This window comes from Pseudomonas entomophila, assembly GCF_013523165.1.
Classification (GTDB): Bacteria; Pseudomonadota; Gammaproteobacteria; order Pseudomonadales; family Pseudomonadaceae; genus Aquipseudomonas; species Aquipseudomonas entomophila_A.
The window spans coordinates 73570-92379 of sequence record NZ_JAAMQI010000008.1 but is presented as its reverse complement, the minus strand read 5'-3'; the positions used below and the strand labels follow the sequence as shown (position 1 = coordinate 92379).

The following is an 18810-nucleotide window of genomic DNA, read 5'->3' as shown; positions in this document are numbered from 1 at the left end:
AGCAGGGAGGATAAGCGTGGGCTGCGTGGTGAGCAACCGAGCCGAAGGACGAAGCATTCGAAGGGTGTGCCGGGTCCGGTACGCCTGCCGGTACTGCAAGGGAGTAGAATGCGCTGTCGCTCGGCAGGCACGTCCCGCAGAACGTCGTGGAGGCCTTCTTCGCTTTCTCGACCCTCGCAAGGGCAACCTGACCGTTTTCAGTGCGCCTGCACCTTCAGATGAACAGCCTTTTCAGCCATGTCCTGTAACCGCCACAAGATCCACTTCCTGCGTGAACTCATTCCGTCGTTCGAGTGCGTGCCCGGCTGCCACGACTGCTGCGGCCCGGTCACCACGTCCACGCAGGAGATGGCCCGCCTGCCGCGCACGTCCCCGGCCGAGCAGGCGGCAGCGCTGGAGCGCCTGGACTGCGTGCACCTCGGGCCGGACGGTTGCACGGTGTACGAGGAGCGTCCGCTGATCTGCCGGCTGTTCGGCACCACACCGCGCATGGCCTGCCCGCGTGGTCGTGGCCCCGAGCCGATGATCGAACCGGCCGCCGAGCAGCTGGTGCATCAGTACATCGCCAGCACGCGACAGGTGCTGGTCTAGCGTCAGTCCGGGATCGGCAGACAGAGGCTTTCCTTGACCTCCTCCATGACGATGTAGCTCTTGGACTCGCGCACGTGCGGCAGCTTCAGCAGGATGTCGCCCAGCAGCTTGCGGTACGAGGCCATCTCCGAGATGCGCGCTTTCACCAGGTAGTCGAAGTCGCCGGACACCAGGTGACACTCCAGCACGTGGGGCAGCTTCAACACGGCGCGACGGAATTCCTCGAAGGTGTCGCCCGACTTGTAGTCCAGGCTGATTTCCACGAACACCAGCAGGCTGGCCTTGAGTTGTTGCGGGTTCAGCCGCGCGCTGTAGCCCATGATGATGCCCTCACGCTCGAGGCGGCGTACGCGCTCGGTGCAGGGGGTGGTCGACAGCCCGACTTTCTCGCCCAGTTCGGTGAAGGAGATGCGCCCTTCATCCTGCAGGATGCGCAGGATGTTGCGGTCGATCTTGTCCAGTTCACGTTTGCTTTGATGCTGGGTTCTCATAGGGGATGCGCCTTTGCGAAAGCCGATATAGCCAAGAATTCTCGCCAAATATAGGCTTTTATATAGTGAATTGCACTGCGTCCAACTTCTTATACTGCGCGCATCGGGCAGTGCCCATGGTCTAGGTCGCGGCGTGCCGCACATGAGGAAAGAGCGATGCGAGTGATGGTGCTTGGGGGCGGTGTCATCGGCACGGTCAGTGCCTACTACCTGGCCCGGCAGGGCTTCGAAGTGGTGGTGGTCGATCGTCAGCCGGCCGTGGCCCTGGAAACCAGTTTCGCCAACGCCGGGCAGATCTCGCCCGGCTACGCCTCGCCCTGGGCCGCACCGGGTGTGCCGCTCAAGGCCATCAAGTGGCTGCTCGAACGCCATGCGCCGCTGGCCATCAAGCTGACCGGCGATATCGACCAGTACCTGTGGATGGCGCAGATGCTGCGCAACTGCACGGCATCGCGCTACGCGGTGAACAAGGAGCGCATGGTGCGGCTGTCCGAGTACAGCCGTGACTGCCTCGACGAGCTGCGCGCCGAAACCGGCATCGCCTACGAGCACCGCACACTGGGCACGACCCAGCTGTTCCGCACCCAGGCGCAGCTCGATGCTGCGGCCAAGGACATCGCGGTGCTCGAACGCTCCGGCGTGCCATACGAGCTGCTCGACCGCGACGGCATCGCCCGCGTCGAGCCTGCCCTGGCCCAGGCGCGTGACCTGCTGGTCGGTGCCCTGCGCCTGCCCAATGACCAGACGGGCGATTGCCAGCTGTTCACCCGTCGCCTGGCGGAGATGGCCGAAGGCCTTGGCGTCCAGTTCCGCTTCGGCCAGGACATCCAGCGCCTGGACGTCACCGGCGACCGGCTCAACGGCGTGTGGGTCGACGGCAAGCTGGAGACCGCAGACCGCTACGTGCTGGCCCTGGGCAGCTATTCGCCGCAGCTGCTCAAGCCCCTGGGCATCCGGGCACCGGTCTACCCGCTCAAAGGCTATTCGCTGACCGTGCCGATCACCGACTCGGCCATGGCCCCTGCGTCGACCATTCTCGATGAGACCTACAAGGTGGCGGTGACGCGCTTCGACGGTCGCATCCGTGTCGGCGGCATGGCCGAGATCGCCGGCTTCGATCTGTCCCTGAACCCGCGTCGGCGCGAGACGCTGGAGATGATCGTCAACGACCTTTATCCTCTGGGCGGCGACCTGCAGCAGGCAAGCTTCTGGACCGGATTGCGCCCGGCGACCCCCGACGGCACGCCCATCGTCGGCGCCACGCCCGTGCGCAACCTGTTCCTCAACACCGGGCACGGTACGCTGGGCTGGACCATGGCGTGTGGCTCCGGCCGTCTGCTGGCCGACCTGATCGCGCGCAAGACGCCGCAGATCAGCGCTGCCGGTCTGGACCTGTCGCGCTACGGTACTCGCGGGGAAGGCGCCCGGTCAGGCCGCACCACCCCGGCGCACTCGTAGCACGCTCCCGGTCGCCAACCGCTGTCGTCGGCGCAAGGTCAGCCTTGCGCCGGATCGAACCTCCAACCGCTTTGCCAGAAGGCTGCCTTCATGCGTCCCGCCCGTGCCCTGATCGATCTTCAAGCCCTTCGCCACAACTACCGCGTGGCCCGTGAACTGGCCGGCGCCAAGGCGCTGGCCGTGGTCAAGGCCGATGCCTACGGGCATGGTGCGGTTCGCTGCGCGCTGGCCCTGGAAACCGAGGCAGACGGCTTCGCCGTGGCCTGCATCGAGGAGGCGCTGGAGCTGCGGGCCGCAGGCATCAAGGCGCCCATCCTGCTGCTCGAAGGGTTCTTCGAGGCCAGCGAGCTGCCGCTGATCGCCGAGCATGGCCTATGGTGCGTGGTGCATGCGCCCTGGCAGATCGACGCCCTCGAACGCGTGCAGTTGCACACCCCGTTGAACGTCTGGCTCAAGCTCGACACCGGCATGCACCGGGTCGGCCTGCACCCGAAGGATTACCTGGCCGCCTATGGGCGCCTGCTGGCCAGCGGTCAGGTCGCGCGCATCGTGCTGATGAGCCATTTCGCCAGGGCCGACGAACCGGACGCTTCCACCACCGACGAGCAGCTGGCCGTCTTCGAGCAGGCCCGCCAGGGGCTGCAGGCCGAGACCAGCCTGAGCAACTCGCCGGCCCTGATCGGCTGGCCATCGGTGCGCAGCGACTGGGCGCGCCCTGGCATCATGCTGTATGGCGCCACGCCATTCGAGGTCGAACAACCCCAGGCCGAGCGCTTGCAGCCGGTGATGACCCTGCAGTCTCGGGTGATCAGCGTGCGTGAGCTGCCGGCCGGCGAGCCGGTGGGGTACGGCGCGCGGTTCACCTGCTCGCGGCCGACCCGTGTGGGGGTGGTTGCCATGGGCTATGCCGACGGGTATCCGCGGCACGCCCCTACCGGCACGCCCGTGCAGGTGGCCGGGCAGCCGAGCCGCCTGATCGGCCGCGTCTCGATGGACATGCTCTGCGTCGACCTGACCGAACTGCCGCAGGCGGACGTCGGCAGCCCGGTCGAGCTGTGGGGCAAGCAGGTGCTGGCCAGCACCGTGGCGTCTCATGCCGAGACCATTCCCTACCAGCTGTTCTGCAACCTCAAGCGCGTGCCGCGCGAGTACCACGGCGACTGAGCCAATGCCGACCGATGGCGGGCGGCAGGGGTTGGGGTGTTGTAAATACTGAACGCTGTTACCATGATAGCGATCACTGCCCCTCGACCCTGTTCGCTCGCCTTAAGGAGGCTCACGCTTTGGACGTCGGCCAACGACTACAAGCCATTCGCACGCTCAAGGGCCTGTCCCAACGGGAGCTGGCCAAGCGCGCCGGGGTGACCAACAGCACCATCTCGATGATCGAGAAGAACAGCGTCAGCCCGTCCATCAGCTCGCTGCGCAAGGTGCTGGGCGGCATTCCGATGTCCATGGTCGAGTTTTTCTCCGTGGAACTGGAACCGGAAACCCCCTCGCAGATCGTGTACAAGGCCCATGAACTGCTCGACATCTCCGACGGGGCGGTGACCATGAAACTGGTCGGCAAGGCTCACTCCAGTCGCGCGATCGCCTTTCTCAACGAGGTGTATCCCCCGGGCGCCGACACCGGGGACGCGATGCTCACCCACGAGGGCGAGGAGACCGGCATCCTGCTCGAAGGGCGGCTGGAACTGGTGGTGGGGTACGAGACCTTCGTGCTCGAGGCTGGCGACAGCTATTACTTCGAAAGTACTCGGCCGCACCGCTTTCGCAACCCGTTCGACGAGCCTGCCCGGCTGATCAGCGCGGCCACGCCGGCCAACTTCTGACGACGTCGACGGCGGGACGCCGGGCCCCCTGCGGGCGGCCCGCGAGCGCGTCCCCCGACCCGATCCGCATGACCCAGAGGCGACCTGTGAACTCGACCCTTCGTTTGGCAACGTTACCGATGCTCTGCACCGTGTTCCTGGCCAGTGCCGCGCACGCGACCTCCGACGATGAGCTGGCGCGCCGCCTGGCGCCGGTCGGGCAGGTCTGCGTTCAGGGTCAGCCGTGTGGTGAGCCGCCGGCCAGCCGCCCGGCCGTGACGGCGCGCGACCCTGCCGAGGTCGTCGCCCGCCACTGCCAGACCTGCCATGGCATGGGCCTGCTCAACGCGCCCAAGCCCGGCGACACGGTGGCCTGGCAGGCGCTCGCCGAGCGCAACGGTGGCCTGGATGGCCTGCTGGCCAGGGCGATCAGCGGCGTCAACGCGATGCCGGCACGGGGCACGTGTGGCGACTGCTCCGACGACGACTTGCGCAACGCCATCAAGCAGATGTCCGGCCTCTGAGCGAACGGTCAGCCCCGACGGGGAGCAAACCCGTACGCGCATCGGTCCAACGGCTGCATGCAGGGACGTCCGGGAGGCCAAGATGCCGCATCGCTGCTCCATCGAACAGGCTGTCGACCAGGTGCTGGCGCGTCTGCCCGCACACATCCACATGGGCCTGCCCCTGGGTCTGGGCAAGCCCACGGCGTTCGTCAATGCGTTGTACCGACGGATTCGCCAGACACCGGGGCGGCAACTGACGATCTACACCGCGCTGACGCTCGGCAGGCCCGCCCTGGGCGACGGCCTGCAGCGGCGTTTTCTGGAACCGTTCGTCGAGCGGGTCTTCGCCGATTGCGAGGAGCTCGACTACCTGGCCGACCTGCGTAGCGACAGCCTGCCCGGCAACATTCGCGTCGAACAGTTCTTCATGCAGCCTGGCAGCCTGCTGGGCAGTCACACGGCGCAGCAATCCTACGTCAGCAGCAACTACAGCCATGCGGCGCGCGACATCAATGCCAAGGGCCTGAACCTGGTCGCGCAACTGGTGGCCACTACGCCCGAGCGGCCTGGTCACGTGAGCCTGGCCTGCAACCCGGACATCACGCTCGACCTGCTGCCGATGCTCGACAAGCGCCGCGCCAGAGGCGAGACCGTGCTGGTGCTCGGGCAGCCCCATGACGAGCTGCCGTACATGCCTGGCACGGCCGAACTGCCTGAAACGACCTTCGACCTGCTCATCGATCAGCCCGAGACGCGTCGCCTGTTCTCGACGCCGAACATGCCGGTGTCGACGCAGGATCATTTCATCGGGTTGTACAGCAGCCTGCTGGTGCGCGACGGCGGCACCCTGCAGATCGGCATCGGCGCCATGGGCGATGCGGTGACGGCCGCCTTGCTGGCACGGCAGGGGGACAACGACGGCTACCGCGCCCTGGCCGAAGAGCTGCAGCTCACACCCTGGCAGACGTTGATCGAACGGGAAGGGGGGCTGGCGCCCTTCGCCGAAGGGTTGTATGGCTGCAGCGAAATGTTCGTCAACGGCCTGCTCGCCCTGGCTGAAGCCGGCGTGGTGCGACGGCCGGCGGACGAGCACGGCGTGCTGGTGCACGGCGGGTTCTTCCTGGGGCCAGGCAGTTTCTACCAGCGGCTGCGGGAAATGCCCCTGGCGCAGCGCGCCCGTTTCGCCATGACCGCGATCAGCTTCATCAACGAGCTGTATGGCGATGAAGCGCTCAAGCGGCGCCAGCGCCGTGATGCACGGTTCATCAACACGGTGTTCGGCATGACCTTGATGGGCGCGGCGGTGGCCGACCAATTGGAAGATGGTCGTGTGCTGAGCGGCGTGGGCGGGCAGTACAACTTCGTCGCCCAGGCCCATGCGCTGGAGGATGCGCGTTCGCTGCTGCTGGTGCGCAGCTGGCGCGAGTCCGCGGGCGAAGTCACCTCGAACCTGACCTGGACGTACGGGCACTGCACGATTCCTCGGCATCTGCGTGACCTCGTGGTGACCGAGTACGGCATCGCCGACCTACGGGGGCAGACCGACAGCGAGGTGATCGCCCGGCTGCTGGCGATCAGCGACTCACGGTTCCAGCCAGAGCTGATGGCCAAGGCCAAGGCGGCGGGCAAGCTGCCGGCGGATTTCCAGCTCGATCCGCGGTTCACCGACAACACGCCCGAACGGCTCGAGGCGATTCGCCAGCGGCATGGGCGGTTGTTTCCGGAGTATCCGCTGGGCTGCGATTTCAGCGACGAAGAGCGGGCGCTGCTGCGTGCCCTGGATTGGCTCAAGCGCAAGTTCAGGCTGAGTGAAATGCTGGACCTGGGCAAGGCGGCCCTGGATGCGCCGGCGCCCGAGGCCTTCCCCGCGCACCTCGAACGCATGGGACTCGAGCAGCCGCAGGGGTTCAAGGACGAGCTGTATCAGCGGTTGCTGTTGGCGGGGTTGCAGGCGACGCAGGGGTAGGGGGAGTGTTTGAGTCGGGCTGTGAGCGGTGTGCATTATGCCGATGAGGAGGCGCTTCTTGACGGGCCCTGCGGGCCCGATCGCGGCACAGGGGCCGCTTTCACAGGGACCGCGATGACCTGCATCGCCGCGGTGTCACTACGGGTGTAGGAGCGGCCCCCGTGCCGCGATCGGGCCCAACGGGCCCGCAAGAAAGCCCAGCGAATAGAGTGCCCTGCACCGTTCCAAAAGCACCGCCAGCGGCCTGCGAAGCCCGCCTCACTCCACGAAACTGACGACCCCACCGGCCAGCGACTTGACCCGTGCCAGCGATTCGACCCGGTAGCCCTGGCTGTCCAGCTCGGCACGCCCGCCCTGGAATGACTTCTCGATCACGATACCCAACCCGGCGACGGTGGCGCCAGCCTGCTTGATGATCGAGATCAGCGCCTGCGACGCCTTGCCGTTGGCCAGGAAGTCGTCGATCACCAGAACGCGATCGTGGCTGCTGAGGTGGCGCGGCGAAATGGCCACGGTGTTCTCGGTCTGCTTGGTGAACGAATACACCGACGCGGTCAGCAGGTTTTCGGTCAGGGTCAGCGACTGGTGCTTGCGCGCGAAGATCACCGGCACGCCCAGCTTCAGGCCGGTCATGATCGCCGGTGCGATACCGGACGCTTCGATGGTGACGATCTTGGTCACGCCCGCCTCGGCGAAGCGCTGGGCGAACTCGTCACCGATCAACTGCATCAGGGCAGGATCGATCTGATGGTTGAGAAAGGCATCGACTTTGAGAACCTGGTCGGAAAGCACGATGCCTTCTTCGCGAATCTTCTGGTGCAGTGCTTCCACGGCGGTAGTTCCTCGATGTAACGGACAGAGCCACGGCAACGGCCGTGGCATGAGATGGGTGGTCTAGCGTTTGAGCATGGCGCGAATGTCGGCCAATGCGTTGTTGCCACGCGCGGCCTTGACCTCCACCGGCGCATCGTCGAGGCCCTCCCAGGCCAGGTCGTCGGGCGGCAGTTCGTCGAGGAAGCGGCTCGGGGTGCAATCGATGATCTCGCCGTACTGCTTGCGCTTGGCGGCAAAGGTGAAGGCCAGGGTCTGGCGAGCGCGGGTGATGCCCACGTAGGCCAGCCGGCGCTCCTCCTCGATGGTGTCGGCCTCGATGCTGGAGCGGTGCGGCAGGATCTCTTCCTCCATGCCCATGATGAACACGTAGGGGAACTCCAGCCCCTTGGAGGCGTGCAGGGTCATCATCTGCACGCCCTCGGCGTTCTCTTCTTCCTCCTGCTGACGCTCGAGCATGTCGCGCAGCACCAGCTTGCCGATGGCGTCCTCGATGGTCATCTCACCCTCTTCGTCCTTCTCGAGGGTGTTCTTCAGCGCATCGATGAGGAACCAGACGTTGCTGATGCGAAACTCCGCCGCCTTGTCGCTGGCGGTGTTCTGGCGGATCCAGTTCTCGTAGTCGATGTCGCGCACCATCTCGCGCAGGGCGGCGATCGGGTCGTCCGAGGCCACCCGCTGGCGCACGCCGTCGAGCCAGTGCTTGAAGCGCTGCAGGCGCTCGGTGTACCGCGCGTCCAAGTGCTCGCCCAGGCCCAACTCCTCGCTGGCCGCGTACATCGACACGTCGCGCTGGGTGGCGTAGTTGCCGAGCTTCTCCAGCGTGGTCGAGCCGATTTCCCGACGCGGCACGTTGATCACCCGCAGGTAGGCGTTGTCGTCGTCTGGGTTCACCAGCAGCCGCAGGTAGGCCATGAGGTCCTTGACCTCCTGACGGCCGAAGAAGCTGTTGCCGCCGGACAGGCGATACGGCACCTGGTGGTGCTGCAACTTCAGCTCGATCAGCTTGGCCTGGTAGTTGCCGCGGTAGAGGATGGCGAAGTCGCGGTACGGCCGGTTGGTGCGCAGGTGCAACGTGAGGATTTCCATGGCCACGCGTTCGGCCTCGGCATCCTCGTTGCGGCAGCGGATCACGCGGATCTCGTCGCCGTGGCCCATTTCGCTCCACAGCTGCTTCTCGAACGCGTGGGGGTTGTTGGCGATCAGCACGTTGGCGCAGCGCAGGATGCGGCTGGTCGAGCGGTAGTTCTGCTCGAGCATGACCACTTTCAGGGACGGGTAGTCGTCCTTGAGCAGCATCAGGTTCTCGGGCCGGGCGCCACGCCAGGCGTAGATCGACTGGTCGTCGTCGCCGACCACGGTGAATTGGTTGCGCGTGCCGATCAGCATCTTCACCAGCAGGTACTGGCTGGCGTTGGTGTCCTGGTATTCGTCCACCAGCAGGTAGCGCACCCGGTTCTGCCACTTCTCGAGCACGTCGGGATGCGTCTCGAAGAGCTTGACCGGCAGCAGGATCAGGTCGTCGAAGTCCACCGCGTTGTAGGCCTTGAGGGTGCGCTGGTAGTGCGTGTAGACGATGGCGGCGGTCTGCTCGCGCGGGTTGCGGGCGTTCGCCAGGGCTTCGGGCGGCAGGATCAGGTCGTTCTTCCAGGCCCCGATCATGTTCTTGACTTCGTCGATGCCGTCGTCGCCCGAGTACTCCTTCTGCATGATGTCGCTGAGCAGCGCCTTGATGTCGGTCTCGTCGAAGATCGAGAAACCCGGCTTGTAGCCCAGCCGCGCATGCTCCTTGCGGATGATGTTCAGGCCTAGGTTGTGGAAGGTGCAGACCGTCAGGCCACGCCCTTCGCCTGGGCGCAGCAAGGTCCCGACCCGCTCCTTCATCTCGCGCGCGGCCTTGTTGGTGAAGGTCATGGCGACGATGTACTGGGCGCGGATCCCGCAGTGCTGCACCAGGTGGGCGATCTTGCGGGTGATCACGCTGGTCTTGCCGGAGCCGGCACCGGCGAGCACCAAAAGAGGGCCGCCGACGTAGTTCACGGCTTCTTGCTGCCGGGGATTGAGTCGGGACATCGCGATAAACCGGGGGGAGCAGAAAATAGCCGCGCATTCTAACAGGCATGCGGCGGATGGTGGATAACCGTCTGCCCAGTCAGGAAACGAACTCGGCAGTGTGGCTACGGCGTGGTCATCGAACGGTAAAGAAATTTTCAAGCGACCCGGCAGGTCGATAGTCAGGGGCCGTGGACAGCGAGGGGTTTACCAGGCCAGGCGCAATCGCGCAGGATGCACGACATAATAGGTCGCGTGCCTATAGCAAAATGGCATGATTGAAGTGAAAAGCATTACCAAACATACGTTAGGATGTCGGTCATTCGCTGCGTCATGTCATCGTGATACCTGCGCGGCGTAAGGAGCATGCTTGTCCACGCTTGTCGTACCCTTGCGTCTGTTGCTGCTGGCCAGTGAACCGTACTGGGCCGCTGCCTTGCGCGAGCACTTGCCACTGGCGTCCCACCAGGCCGTCCTGCTGACCGCGCCCTGCTGGGACGCCGTGGACAGCCTGTTCGCCGATGACCGCCTGACCATCGTGCTGACCACGCCCGAGCTGCAGCCCGGTGTCGAGCGTTGCGGCTTGCCCATGGTGCTGCTGCTGGAACAGGACCCCCAGGAGCTGCCACCCGGCGTCAGTGACTGGCTGGTGCGGGGCCAACTGACCCCCGATACCCTGCGCCGTTGCCTGCGCCACGTGCGCGAACGGCGCCTGCTGGAAACGACCTTGCAGCGCCTGACCGAACTCGACCCGTTGACCGGGGTGGCCAACCGCCAAGGATTCCAGGCCCTGCTGGCCCGGCGGCTGGCCGAGTACGACGGCCGTGGCGTCGCCCTGGCCCACCTGGACCTGGACAACTTTCGGCACGTGAACGATGCGCTCGGCCACCAGGTCGGCGACCGCCTGATCCTGCAGGTGGTCGAGCGGCTCAAGCGCCACCTGGGCCCTGACGATCAGATCGCCCGGCTGGGCAGTGACGAGTTTGCCTTGCTGATCGACACACGGCAGGACGGCTCACGGGCAGAACAGGCGGCCCGTCACCTCGTCGAGGCGCTGGGCGAAGCGTTCTGGGTCGATGGCGAAAGCCTGCTGCTGGGGTGTAGCCTGGGCGTCGCCCATGCCCGCGCCAACAACGGCCCAGACCCCCTGATGTGGCACGCGCACATCGCCATGCAGCAGGCCAAGGGGACCCAGGGCTGCACGTTTCACGTGTTCGACGAACGCATCAATCGCCACGCGCGCAGCCTGGCCGACCTCGAGAGCGAACTGCGCCGGGCCCTGCGGCGCGACGAACTGGAGCTGCACTACCAGCCACGGCTGGACCTGGCCAGCGGGCGCGTCGTCGGGCTCGAGGCGCTGGTGCGCTGGCGGCATGGCGAGCGAGGCCTGTTGCCGCCGGGCGAGTTCATCCCCCTGGCCGAGCAGAGCGGCCTGATCGTGCCGTTGGGCTACTGGGTCATCGCCCGTGCCCTGCGCGACACCCAGGTGCTGCGGGCACGGGGCCTGGCGCCTCTGCACATCGCCATCAACTTGAGCTTTCGGCAGTTTCACGACAGCCAGCTCCTGGCGACCCTGAGCCGGCAGATCGCCGAATACGGCATCGATGCCAGCTGGCTGGAGTTCGAGCTGACCGAGACGGCCGTGATGCAGCGCAACGATCGTGTCCAGCAGACGCTGGATGCGCTGGGCCGTCTGGGCGTGCGGTTCTCGCTGGACGACTTCGGCACCGGGTTTTCTTCGTTCGTGCACCTGAACAGCCTGCCGATCACCCTGCTCAAGGTCGACCGCAGCTTCGTCGCCGGCATGGAGCAGCGCATGGGAAGCCGCAAGCTGGTGCAGGCGATGATCAACCTGGCGCACAACCTCAACCTGCACGTGGTCGCTGAAGGCGTCGAGAACGAGCGCCAGCTGGCCTTGCTGCGTGACTATGGCTGCGATCAGGTGCAGGGCTTCCTGGTCAGCCGGGCTTTGCCCATCGACGAGCTCAGCGCCTGGTTGACGGAGACGAACGCGCGACAAGGACGCTTCGACTACCGCCATTGAGGCGGCCCGGTCGGGCGCCCCTGCTCGACTCAGGCCAGGGTCGTCTCCCGGTGGGCCTGCGCAGCCCGGCGCAGCAGGCGCCCGGTCCGCCATTCGAACGCCACCACCAGGCAGATCGACGCGCAGGCCAGGCCCAGCGCCAACCCCCACCAGATGCCCAGCGCGCCGCCTTCGAAGGTGAAGGCGAACAGCCAGGCGCTGGGGGCGCCGACCAGCCAGTAGCACCCCAGGCCGATCAGGAAGGTGATCTTGGCGTCCTTCAGGCCGCGGATCGAGCCCATGGCGATGCTTTGCACGCCGTCGAACAGCTCGAACCAGGCCGCGACCATCAGCAGCCCGACCGCCAGTTCGAAGATGGCGGCGAAGGCCGGGTCCTGCCGGTCGATGAACAGCCCTACCAAGGTGTCGGGCTGCAGCCAGAACAGCGCTGCGAAGGCGAACATCAGCGAGGCGCCGAAGGCGATGCCGACGCGCCCGGCGCTGCGGGCGGCGAGCAATCGGTCGGCGCCGTAGTACAGGCCCACGCGCATGGTCACCGCATAGGAAAGGCCGGTCGGCACCATGAAGGCCGTGGACACGATCTGCAGGGCGATCTGGTGCGCCGCCAGCTCGGTGCTGCCCAGCAGGCCCATGCACAGGGCGGCGAAGGCGAACAGGCCGATCTCGACCATGTAGGTGCCGCCGATCGGCAGGCCCAGGCGCAATAGCTCGCGCAGGGCGGTCCAGGACGGGCGCAGCAGGCCCTGGCGCAGTGGGTAGGCGTCGTAGGCGCGGTGCCAACGGATGTACAGCGCCAGGGCCACGGCCATGCCCAGCGACACCACGGCCGTCACCAGGCCGATGCCCATCAGGCCCAGCTTCGGCAGGCCGAACATCCCTTCGATGAGCGCGTGGTTGAACACATAGTTGACCACCGTGCCGACCAGGCTGATCACCATGACCGGCGTGGAGTGCCCCAGGGCGCTGGTGAAGCCGCGCAGCGCCATGAAACTCAGGTAGCCCGGCAGCGCCAGCGGCAGCAGGGTGAGGAACTCGGCCGCCGATGCGACGTTGTCCGGCTGCTGCCCGAACAGCAGCAGCACCGGCTCGAGGTTCCACAGCGCCAGTCCGGCCAGCAGGGACAGGCCCCAGGCCAGCCACAGGCCGTTCTGCGCCAGGCGCGTGGCACCCTGGACGTCACCGCCGCCCTGACGGATCGCCACCAGCGTGCCGACGGCGGCGATCACCCCCAGGCAGAAGATCGACACGAACGAGTAGGTCGCCGCGCCCAGCCCACCCCCGGCCAGGGCCTGGGGGCTGATGCGCGCCATCATCAGGGTGTCGGTGAGCACCATGAGCATGTGCGCCAGCTGCGACGCCACCAGCGGGCCCGCCAGCCGCAGCAGGGCCTTGAGTTCGGTAGTGGGGGCGACGTGCATGGGGGAGTCCTCGGAAACGCATGACAGGGCAGACCGAGGATTCTGAGGCTTTGGTCAGGATTGCACAAAGGGCGATGGCGCAGCAGGCCGTTGCGTCATTGCCCGGCGGATCGCTACAGGGCGTCGAGCCCCAGCGCCGCCGCGCACTGGGCCAGCGATTGCCGCTCGGCCTCGGCGTACAGCGCCAGCTCATCGGCCACCGGCATGCCCAGCGCCGCCTCGAAGGCCTGACGGTTGGCCTGGCCCGCGTAGCTGGCCTGGCCTTCGCCCCCCAGGTTCGACTGGAAGATCCCGGCTGCGCTGACCGGCAGGAAGTCCTCGTACACCAGCGCCTCGTAGCGCACGTGGCCTGCATCGATCAGCGCCTGCAGGTCGCCCGGGCGCTCGGCGCGGTCCCGGGCCGCATGCCCAGCGTCGGTGACCGCATAGCGGAAGAACGCCAGGCCCTGCGCACGCATCTGCGCCAGGTCGTCCGGAAAGTCGGCGAAACAGGCGTCCAGCAGCTGCCTGTAGCGGTCGGCGTTGGCCTCGGTCGGCGCGCCGCCCAGTGCCTGGCGAGTGGCGTCGAGCAGGCGGTCGTAGAGCAGGCGGCCCTTGGGGGTCAAGGCCGCGCCTCGCTGTTCGATTTCGCCGAAGCGCGCGGTATGGCTGCCGCGCTCGGCGTCATCACCGGCGAAGGCGACCGGCTCCTGCAAGGCCTTGAAGCTGGTCTGGCGAAGCAGGATCGGGTGACGTCGGGTCGGTGGGCCCTCGATCACCGCCTTGGGCGAGATCCCATGGGCCGGCATGCCTGCCTGGATCGCATCGATGTCCAGGGTGCGCGGGGTCAGGTGATTGATATGCGGCCCCTTGAACGCCACCACGTCGGCGATCAGTCGATGCTGATCGTGCAACTGCCGGTACTGCTCGGCCGTGACCGTCGCGGCCTGGTGCCAGCGGAAGGTCTGCAACGCCTCCTGGACGAAGACCTCGGCGTCGCGGGCGCTCAGGCCCCCGTCGCGCTCGCACTGCTCGATCAGCGACAGCGCCGTGGGCGTGAAGATGCTGCGCTGGGCCAGGATGCGCTCCGCCAGCGCTCGCAGTTGCGGGTCGTCGATCAGTTCCAGGCGCAGCAGCGAGGTGAACACGCGAAACGGGTTGGCTCGCAGGGCGTGGTCGCCGACCGGGCGAAACGCCGTGGAATGCACCGGCACCCCGGCGCAGCTGAGGTCGTAGTAGCCCACCGGCTGCATGCCCATCACGGCGAACAGACGGGCGAGAGTCGCCAGCTCCGCCGCGGTGCCGACCCGGATCGCGCCGTGACGCTCCTGATCGAGGCGCTCCAGGTCGCCCGTCCAGCGCAAGGCCTCGGCCAGCGCGGGTTGCGTTTCCAGTACCTGTCGGTTGACGTCGCTCACGAGCGTCAGCAGCGTGCCGTACAACGGCACCTCCTGCTTGTACATCAACGACATGGCGGCGGAGAACTGCGCGCGAATGTGGTCCGGGCTGACGAAGGCATGGGCAGACATCGTGGGATTCCTGGCTGAAAAGGGACCGTTACATGAGAGCTGGGAATGCCCCAGCCTCACAAGCGAAAAAAAGTGCGTGCTTCATTCCTTTTCCGATTAAACCCACGGGCGCTACAGCCCACTGACCTGCGCCTCGATCCATTCCACCAGCGCCCGTACCTTGGGCACTTCGGCGGCATGCTCGGGGAAGGCCAGGTAGTGCGCGCCGTGGCTGCGCATGGCATGACCCCAAGGCATCACCAGGCTGCCTGCCTCCAGTTCCGGCAATGCCAGGTAGCGCGGCACCAGGGCGACGCCGCAACCGGACTGCGCTGCGCTCAGGGCCATGTAGAACGTGTCGAAGCGCGGGCCCTGATAACTGTTGGCGCTGTGCAGGCCCTGTTCCAGGAACCAGTCGTGCCAGGCCTGCGGGCGCGAGGCGCTTTGCAGCAGGACCAGGTCGGTCAGCTCGGCCGCCTCGCTCAGCGTGCGGCCGGCCAGCAGGTCCGGCGCGCACACCGGCACCACCTCCTCACGGAACAGTTCCACGCAGGTGGCGCCCGGCCAGGTGCCCTGGCCGAAGAAGAACACCACGTCGGCGGTGGCCTGGAGCAGGGCGAACGGCTCCATTTCGTTGCGGATGTCCAGGTGGATGTTGGGGTACCGCTTGCCGAACCCCTTGAGGTGCGGGATCAGCCAGCGCACGCCGAAGCTGGGTTGGGTGACCACCTTGAGCACCTCGGTCTGCTCGCCGTAGGTCAGCACGTAGCGGCTGGACATGTCCACCTGGGTGAGGATCTTGTCCACCTCGGCCAGGTACAGGCTGCCGGCCGGCGTCAGTTGCAGGCGCCTGCGGATACGCAGGAACAGGTGATGCTGGAGCAGGTCCTCGAGCTGGGCGACCTGCTTGCTGACCGCGCTCTGGGTGAGGTGCAGCTCTTGCGCCGCGCGGGTGAAGCTCAGGTGGCGCGCGGCCGCTTCGAAGCACTGCAGGGCGGTCATGGACGGAACGAGGCGTTTGGACATGGCGATCTCTGAAAAGTCATTACCCAACGGAATGATAAGCGGAATAAAGGTCGTTTGTTGCCCGGATATGATCGGATTAATACTGATCCCCATTCTTTCCCTACCCCCTCATTCGTTTCAGGAGAGGCAAACATGGTTGCTGCATTGCTCGAGCGCCTTGGCGTCGCCGCCCAGACCCACACCCAGGGCGACCACCCTGTCCATACCCCGATCGATGGCAGCCAGATCGCCTTGGTGACCTTGCAGGGCAAGGCACACACCGTGGCCTGCATCGACCAGGCCCAGCAGGCGTTCGAAGCCTGGCGCAGCGTCCCGGCCCCGCGCCGCGGCGAGCTGGTGCGCCTGTTCGGCGACGTGCTGCGTGCGCACAAGGCCGACCTGGGCGAGCTGGTGTCCATCGAAGCAGGCAAGATCACCCAGGAAGGCCTGGGCGAGGTCCAGGAGATGATCGACATCTGCGATTTCGCGGTCGGTCTGTCGCGCCAGCTGTATGGCCTGACCATCGCCTCCGAACGCCCAGGCCATCACATGCGCGAGACCTGGCACCCCCTGGGCGTGGTCGGCGTCATCAGCGCCTTCAACTTCCCGGTGGCCGTCTGGGCGTGGAACACCACCCTGGCCCTGGTGGCCGGCAACGCCGTGGTCTGGAAACCCTCGGAGAAGACCCCGCTGACCGCGCTGGCCTGCCAGGCGCTGTTCGAGAAGGCGCTGGCGGCCTTCGGCGATGCGCCACAGGGGCTCGCCCAGCTGGTGATCGGCGGCCGCGAGGCCGGTGAAGCTCTGGTCGACGACCCGCGCGTGGCCCTGGTCAGCGCCACCGGCAGCACCCGCATGGGCCGTGAAGTCGGGCCGCGTGTCGCGGCGCGTTTCGGCCGCAGCATCCTCGAACTGGGCGGCAACAACGCGATGATCCTGGCGCCCAGCGCCGACCTCGACCTGGCCGTGCGCGGCATCCTGTTCTCGGCCGTCGGTACGGCAGGCCAGCGCTGCACGACCCTGCGCCGGCTGATCGTGCACCGTTCGATCAAGGACGACGTGGTCAGCCGGGTCAAGGCTGCCTATGCCAAGGTCCGCATCGGTGATCCGCGCCAGGACAACCTGGTCGGCCCGCTGATCGACAAGCTGTCGTTCGATGCCATGCAAGGCGCCCTGGCCAAGGCCCGTGACGAAGGCGGCCAGGTCTTCGGCGGCGAGCGCCAGCTGGCCGGCGACTACCCGAACGCCTACTACGTCTCGCCCGCCATCGTCGAGATGCCGGCCCAGAGCGAGGTGGTGCGACACGAGACCTTCGCCCCGATCCTCTACGTGCTGGCCTACGACGACTTCGACGAGGCCCTGCGCCTGAACAACGAAGTGCCGCAGGGCCTGTCGTCGTGCATCTTCACCACCGACCTGCGCGAAGCCGAGCGCTTCCAGAGCGCTGCCGGCAGCGACTGCGGCATCGCCAACGTCAATATCGGCACCAGTGGCGCCGAGATCGGTGGCGCCTTCGGTGGCGAGAAGGAAACCGGTGGCGGCCGCGAGTCCGGCTCCGATGCCTGGAAAGGCTACATGCGTCGCCAGACCAATACCGTGAACTACTCCCGCGAGCTGCCGCTGGCGCAGGGGATCGTGTTCGACTGACGGTCGTCCACGGGGGCATCGCCCCCTTTCGTCAGCCGTCCAGCGGCCACAGGAACCGTGCAGCGCGTGCGGCCCCTGTGGCCGCTGGCACGTCGGCGACGGGCTGCACCGCAGCCCCAACAAGAATAAAACGTGGGAGCCGGGCCATGTCCGAGTTGCGTCAAGAATGCTTGTGGGAGTTCGTCAGCACACCGGGCATCACCGCCCCGGCCCTGGCCGGGGAGCACACGGCCGATGTCTGCGTGATCGGGGGCGGCATCACCGGCCTGTCAGCCGCCCTCCACCTGCTCGAGCAGGGCAAGTCGGTGATCCTGCTGGAGGCCTGGAAGATCGGTCATGGAGGTTCCGGGCGCAACGTGGGCCTGGTCAACGCCGGCACCTGGATCCGCCCGGACGATGTCGAGGCGACGCTGGGCGCGCATGACGGCGCACGGTTGAACACCGTGCTGGGCGAAGCACCGGCGGCCGTGTTCGCGCTGATCGAGCGGCTCGGCATCGACTGCCAGGCGCGGCACGAGGGCACGCTGCACATGGCGCACAACGCCACCGGCCTGGCCGACCTCCAGGCCCGGCACCAGCAGTGGCGCCGCCGGGGTGCCGACGTCGAGCTGCTGACCGGCGCACAGTGCCAGGCGTACTGCGGCACCGACAAGATCTCCGCCGCCTTGCTCGACCGCCGCGCCGGCACCATCAACCCGATGGCCTACACCCAGGGCCTGGCCCGCGCGGTGACGCGCCTGGGCGGATCACTGTTCCAGCAGTCCGCGGTCGAGGCCCTGACCCGCGAAGGCGCGGCCTGGCGAGTCACGACCGCACGCGGTTCGGTGCGGGCCGACAAGGTGGTGGTGTCCACCGGTGCCTACACCGAGCACGACTGGAGCCAGCTGCAGCAGCAGTTCTTCCGTGGCTACTACTACCAGGTCGCGTCCAAGCCGCTGGAGGGCGCCGAGGCCGACAAGGTCCTGCCTTACGGCCAGGGGTCCTGGGACACGCGCACCGTGCTCAGCAGCATTCGCCGTGACGACCAGGGCCGCCTGCTGCTCGGCAGCCTGGGCCGGGTCGACAACAAGCCGGCCTGGTTCGTGCGGCGCTGGGCCGACCGCATCCAGCAGCACTACTACCCGCGCCTGGGCAAGGTGGACTGGGAGATGCACTGGACCGGCTGCATCGACTTCACTCCCGACCACCTCATGCGTCTGTTCGAGCCGGCGCCGGGGGTAGTGGCCGTCACCGGCTACAACGGGCGTGGCAACACCACCGGCACCGTCATCGGGCGCGCCTTCGCCCAGTTCCTGCTCGAAGGCTCGGCCGAGACGCTGCCGATCCCGTTCTCGCCGATGAAGGCCGTCAGCCGCTCTCGCTTGCGCACGCACTTCTACGAGACCGGGTTCTCCCTGTATCACGCCGGGCAGTGCCTGCGCGTCGTGCTCTGACGTCGAAGAGGGCGCGCAGGAACCATTGCGCCGGGCATCCACTCCAGATCAGGACAGACTTTTCAGGAGTACC

15 protein-coding genes are annotated in these 18810 nt (G+C 66.9%); 9 read left to right on the top strand and 6 right to left on the bottom strand.

The window, feature by feature from the left end; translation table 11 throughout:
* The first annotated feature begins 237 nt into the window (after window positions 1-237).
* Window positions 238-591: a YkgJ family cysteine cluster protein gene (locus tag G7Z99_RS08605; protein WP_181093216.1), complete on the top strand. Its 354-nt coding sequence runs from the start codon at window positions 238-240 to the stop codon at window positions 589-591.
* A 2-nt stretch (window positions 592-593) separates the two neighbouring features.
* Here G7Z99_RS08605 and dadR read toward each other — a convergent pair whose 3' ends face one another.
* The gene (gene dadR, locus G7Z99_RS08600) at window positions 594-1082 is read right to left on the bottom strand and encodes a transcriptional regulator DadR (RefSeq protein ID WP_060392035.1); all 489 of its coding nucleotides are present in this window, start codon (window positions 1080-1082) and stop codon (window positions 594-596) included.
* Window positions 1083-1238: 156 nt separating this feature from the next.
* On the opposite strand from dadR, the gene dadA reads away from it, so the two are divergent.
* From dadA to G7Z99_RS08575, 5 genes are all read left to right on the top strand, one after another.
* Window positions 1239-2540, top strand: coding sequence for a D-amino acid dehydrogenase (dadA, locus tag G7Z99_RS08595; protein WP_181093214.1), 1302 nt, complete (start codon window positions 1239-1241; stop codon window positions 2538-2540).
* Between the two features lie 90 nt (window positions 2541-2630).
* On the top strand, window positions 2631-3704 hold the full coding sequence (gene alr / locus G7Z99_RS08590; protein WP_181093212.1) for an alanine racemase: 1074 nt from the start codon (window positions 2631-2633) through the stop codon (window positions 3702-3704).
* A 119-nt stretch (window positions 3705-3823) separates the two neighbouring features.
* Complete coding sequence (locus G7Z99_RS08585) at window positions 3824-4372, top strand: cupin domain-containing protein (RefSeq protein ID WP_181093211.1); 549 nt, start codon at window positions 3824-3826, stop codon at window positions 4370-4372.
* An 86-nt stretch (window positions 4373-4458) separates the two neighbouring features.
* Window positions 4459-4875 carry a c-type cytochrome gene (locus G7Z99_RS08580; protein WP_375139143.1) on the top strand — a complete coding sequence of 139 codons (417 nt, stop codon included), beginning with the start codon at window positions 4459-4461 and terminating at the stop codon, window positions 4873-4875.
* Window positions 4876-4957: 82 nt separating this feature from the next.
* On the top strand, window positions 4958-6823 hold the full coding sequence (locus G7Z99_RS08575; protein WP_181093209.1) for an acetyl-CoA hydrolase/transferase family protein: 1866 nt from the start codon (window positions 4958-4960) through the stop codon (window positions 6821-6823).
* A gap of 258 nt (window positions 6824-7081) precedes the next feature.
* Here the strand turns inward: G7Z99_RS08575 and xpt are convergent, their stop codons facing one another.
* Both xpt and rep read right to left on the bottom strand, forming a co-directional pair.
* Window positions 7082-7654: a xanthine phosphoribosyltransferase gene (gene xpt, locus G7Z99_RS08570; RefSeq protein ID WP_181093208.1), complete on the bottom strand. Its 573-nt coding sequence runs from the start codon at window positions 7652-7654 to the stop codon at window positions 7082-7084.
* Between the two features lie 63 nt (window positions 7655-7717).
* A complete protein-coding gene (gene rep, locus G7Z99_RS08565; protein ID WP_181093206.1) occupies window positions 7718-9727 on the bottom strand; it encodes a DNA helicase Rep in 2010 nt (669 codons plus the stop codon).
* 349 nt (window positions 9728-10076) lie between these two features.
* Here rep and G7Z99_RS08560 point away from each other — a divergent pair, with 349 nt between their 5' ends.
* Complete coding sequence (locus G7Z99_RS08560; protein WP_181093204.1) at window positions 10077-11750, top strand: putative bifunctional diguanylate cyclase/phosphodiesterase; 1674 nt, start codon at window positions 10077-10079, stop codon at window positions 11748-11750.
* Window positions 11751-11779: 29 nt separating this feature from the next.
* Here the strand turns inward: G7Z99_RS08560 and G7Z99_RS08555 are convergent, their stop codons facing one another.
* The 3 genes from G7Z99_RS08555 to G7Z99_RS08545 form a co-directional block, all read right to left on the bottom strand.
* Window positions 11780-13168: a NorM family multidrug efflux MATE transporter gene (locus G7Z99_RS08555; RefSeq protein ID WP_181093202.1), complete on the bottom strand. Its 1389-nt coding sequence runs from the start codon at window positions 13166-13168 to the stop codon at window positions 11780-11782.
* 113 nt (window positions 13169-13281) lie between these two features.
* Window positions 13282-14676 carry a 2-oxoadipate dioxygenase/decarboxylase HglS gene (hglS, locus tag G7Z99_RS08550; protein WP_181093200.1) on the bottom strand — a complete coding sequence of 465 codons (1395 nt, stop codon included), beginning with the start codon at window positions 14674-14676 and terminating at the stop codon, window positions 13282-13284.
* Window positions 14677-14787: 111 nt separating this feature from the next.
* The gene (locus tag G7Z99_RS08545; RefSeq protein WP_181093199.1) at window positions 14788-15681 is read right to left on the bottom strand and encodes a LysR family transcriptional regulator; all 894 of its coding nucleotides are present in this window, start codon (window positions 15679-15681) and stop codon (window positions 14788-14790) included.
* A 132-nt stretch (window positions 15682-15813) separates the two neighbouring features.
* On the opposite strand from G7Z99_RS08545, the gene amaB reads away from it, so the two are divergent.
* Together amaB and amaA are read left to right on the top strand one after the other, a co-directional pair.
* Window positions 15814-17304 (top strand): L-piperidine-6-carboxylate dehydrogenase, encoded by a 1491-nt coding sequence (gene amaB, locus G7Z99_RS08540; RefSeq protein WP_258196983.1) that lies wholly within the window; start codon window positions 15814-15816, stop codon window positions 17302-17304.
* Between the two features lie 146 nt (window positions 17305-17450).
* Window positions 17451-18737, top strand: a complete 1287-nt coding sequence (gene amaA, locus G7Z99_RS08535) for an L-pipecolate oxidase (RefSeq protein ID WP_181093197.1) — start codon at window positions 17451-17453, stop codon at window positions 18735-18737.
* Window positions 18738-18810: the final 73 nt, after the last annotated feature.

What these genes read in the sequence shown, in the direction of transcription:
- G7Z99_RS08555 (WP_181093202.1), bottom strand. Translation starts at nt 13,168, where the DNA reads ATGCACGTCGCCCCCACTACCGAACTCAAGGCCCTGCTGCGGCTGGCG.
- hglS (WP_181093200.1), bottom strand. Translation starts at nt 14,676, where the DNA reads ATGTCTGCCCATGCCTTCGTCAGCCCGGACCACATTCGCGCGCAGTTC.
- amaA (WP_181093197.1), top strand. Translation starts at nt 17,451, where the DNA reads ATGTCCGAGTTGCGTCAAGAATGCTTGTGGGAGTTCGTCAGCACACCG.
- dadA (WP_181093214.1), top strand. Translation starts at nt 1,239, where the DNA reads ATGCGAGTGATGGTGCTTGGGGGCGGTGTCATCGGCACGGTCAGTGCC.
- G7Z99_RS08545 (WP_181093199.1), bottom strand. Translation starts at nt 15,681, where the DNA reads ATGTCCAAACGCCTCGTTCCGTCCATGACCGCCCTGCAGTGCTTCGAA.
- alr (WP_181093212.1), top strand. Translation starts at nt 2,631, where the DNA reads ATGCGTCCCGCCCGTGCCCTGATCGATCTTCAAGCCCTTCGCCACAAC.
- G7Z99_RS08575 (WP_181093209.1), top strand. Translation starts at nt 4,958, where the DNA reads ATGCCGCATCGCTGCTCCATCGAACAGGCTGTCGACCAGGTGCTGGCG.
- rep (WP_181093206.1), bottom strand. Translation starts at nt 9,727, where the DNA reads ATGTCCCGACTCAATCCCCGGCAGCAAGAAGCCGTGAACTACGTCGGC.
- amaB (WP_258196983.1), top strand. Translation starts at nt 15,814, where the DNA reads ATGGTTGCTGCATTGCTCGAGCGCCTTGGCGTCGCCGCCCAGACCCAC.
- dadR (WP_060392035.1), bottom strand. Translation starts at nt 1,082, where the DNA reads ATGAGAACCCAGCATCAAAGCAAACGTGAACTGGACAAGATCGACCGC.
- G7Z99_RS08605 (WP_181093216.1), top strand. Translation starts at nt 238, where the DNA reads ATGTCCTGTAACCGCCACAAGATCCACTTCCTGCGTGAACTCATTCCG.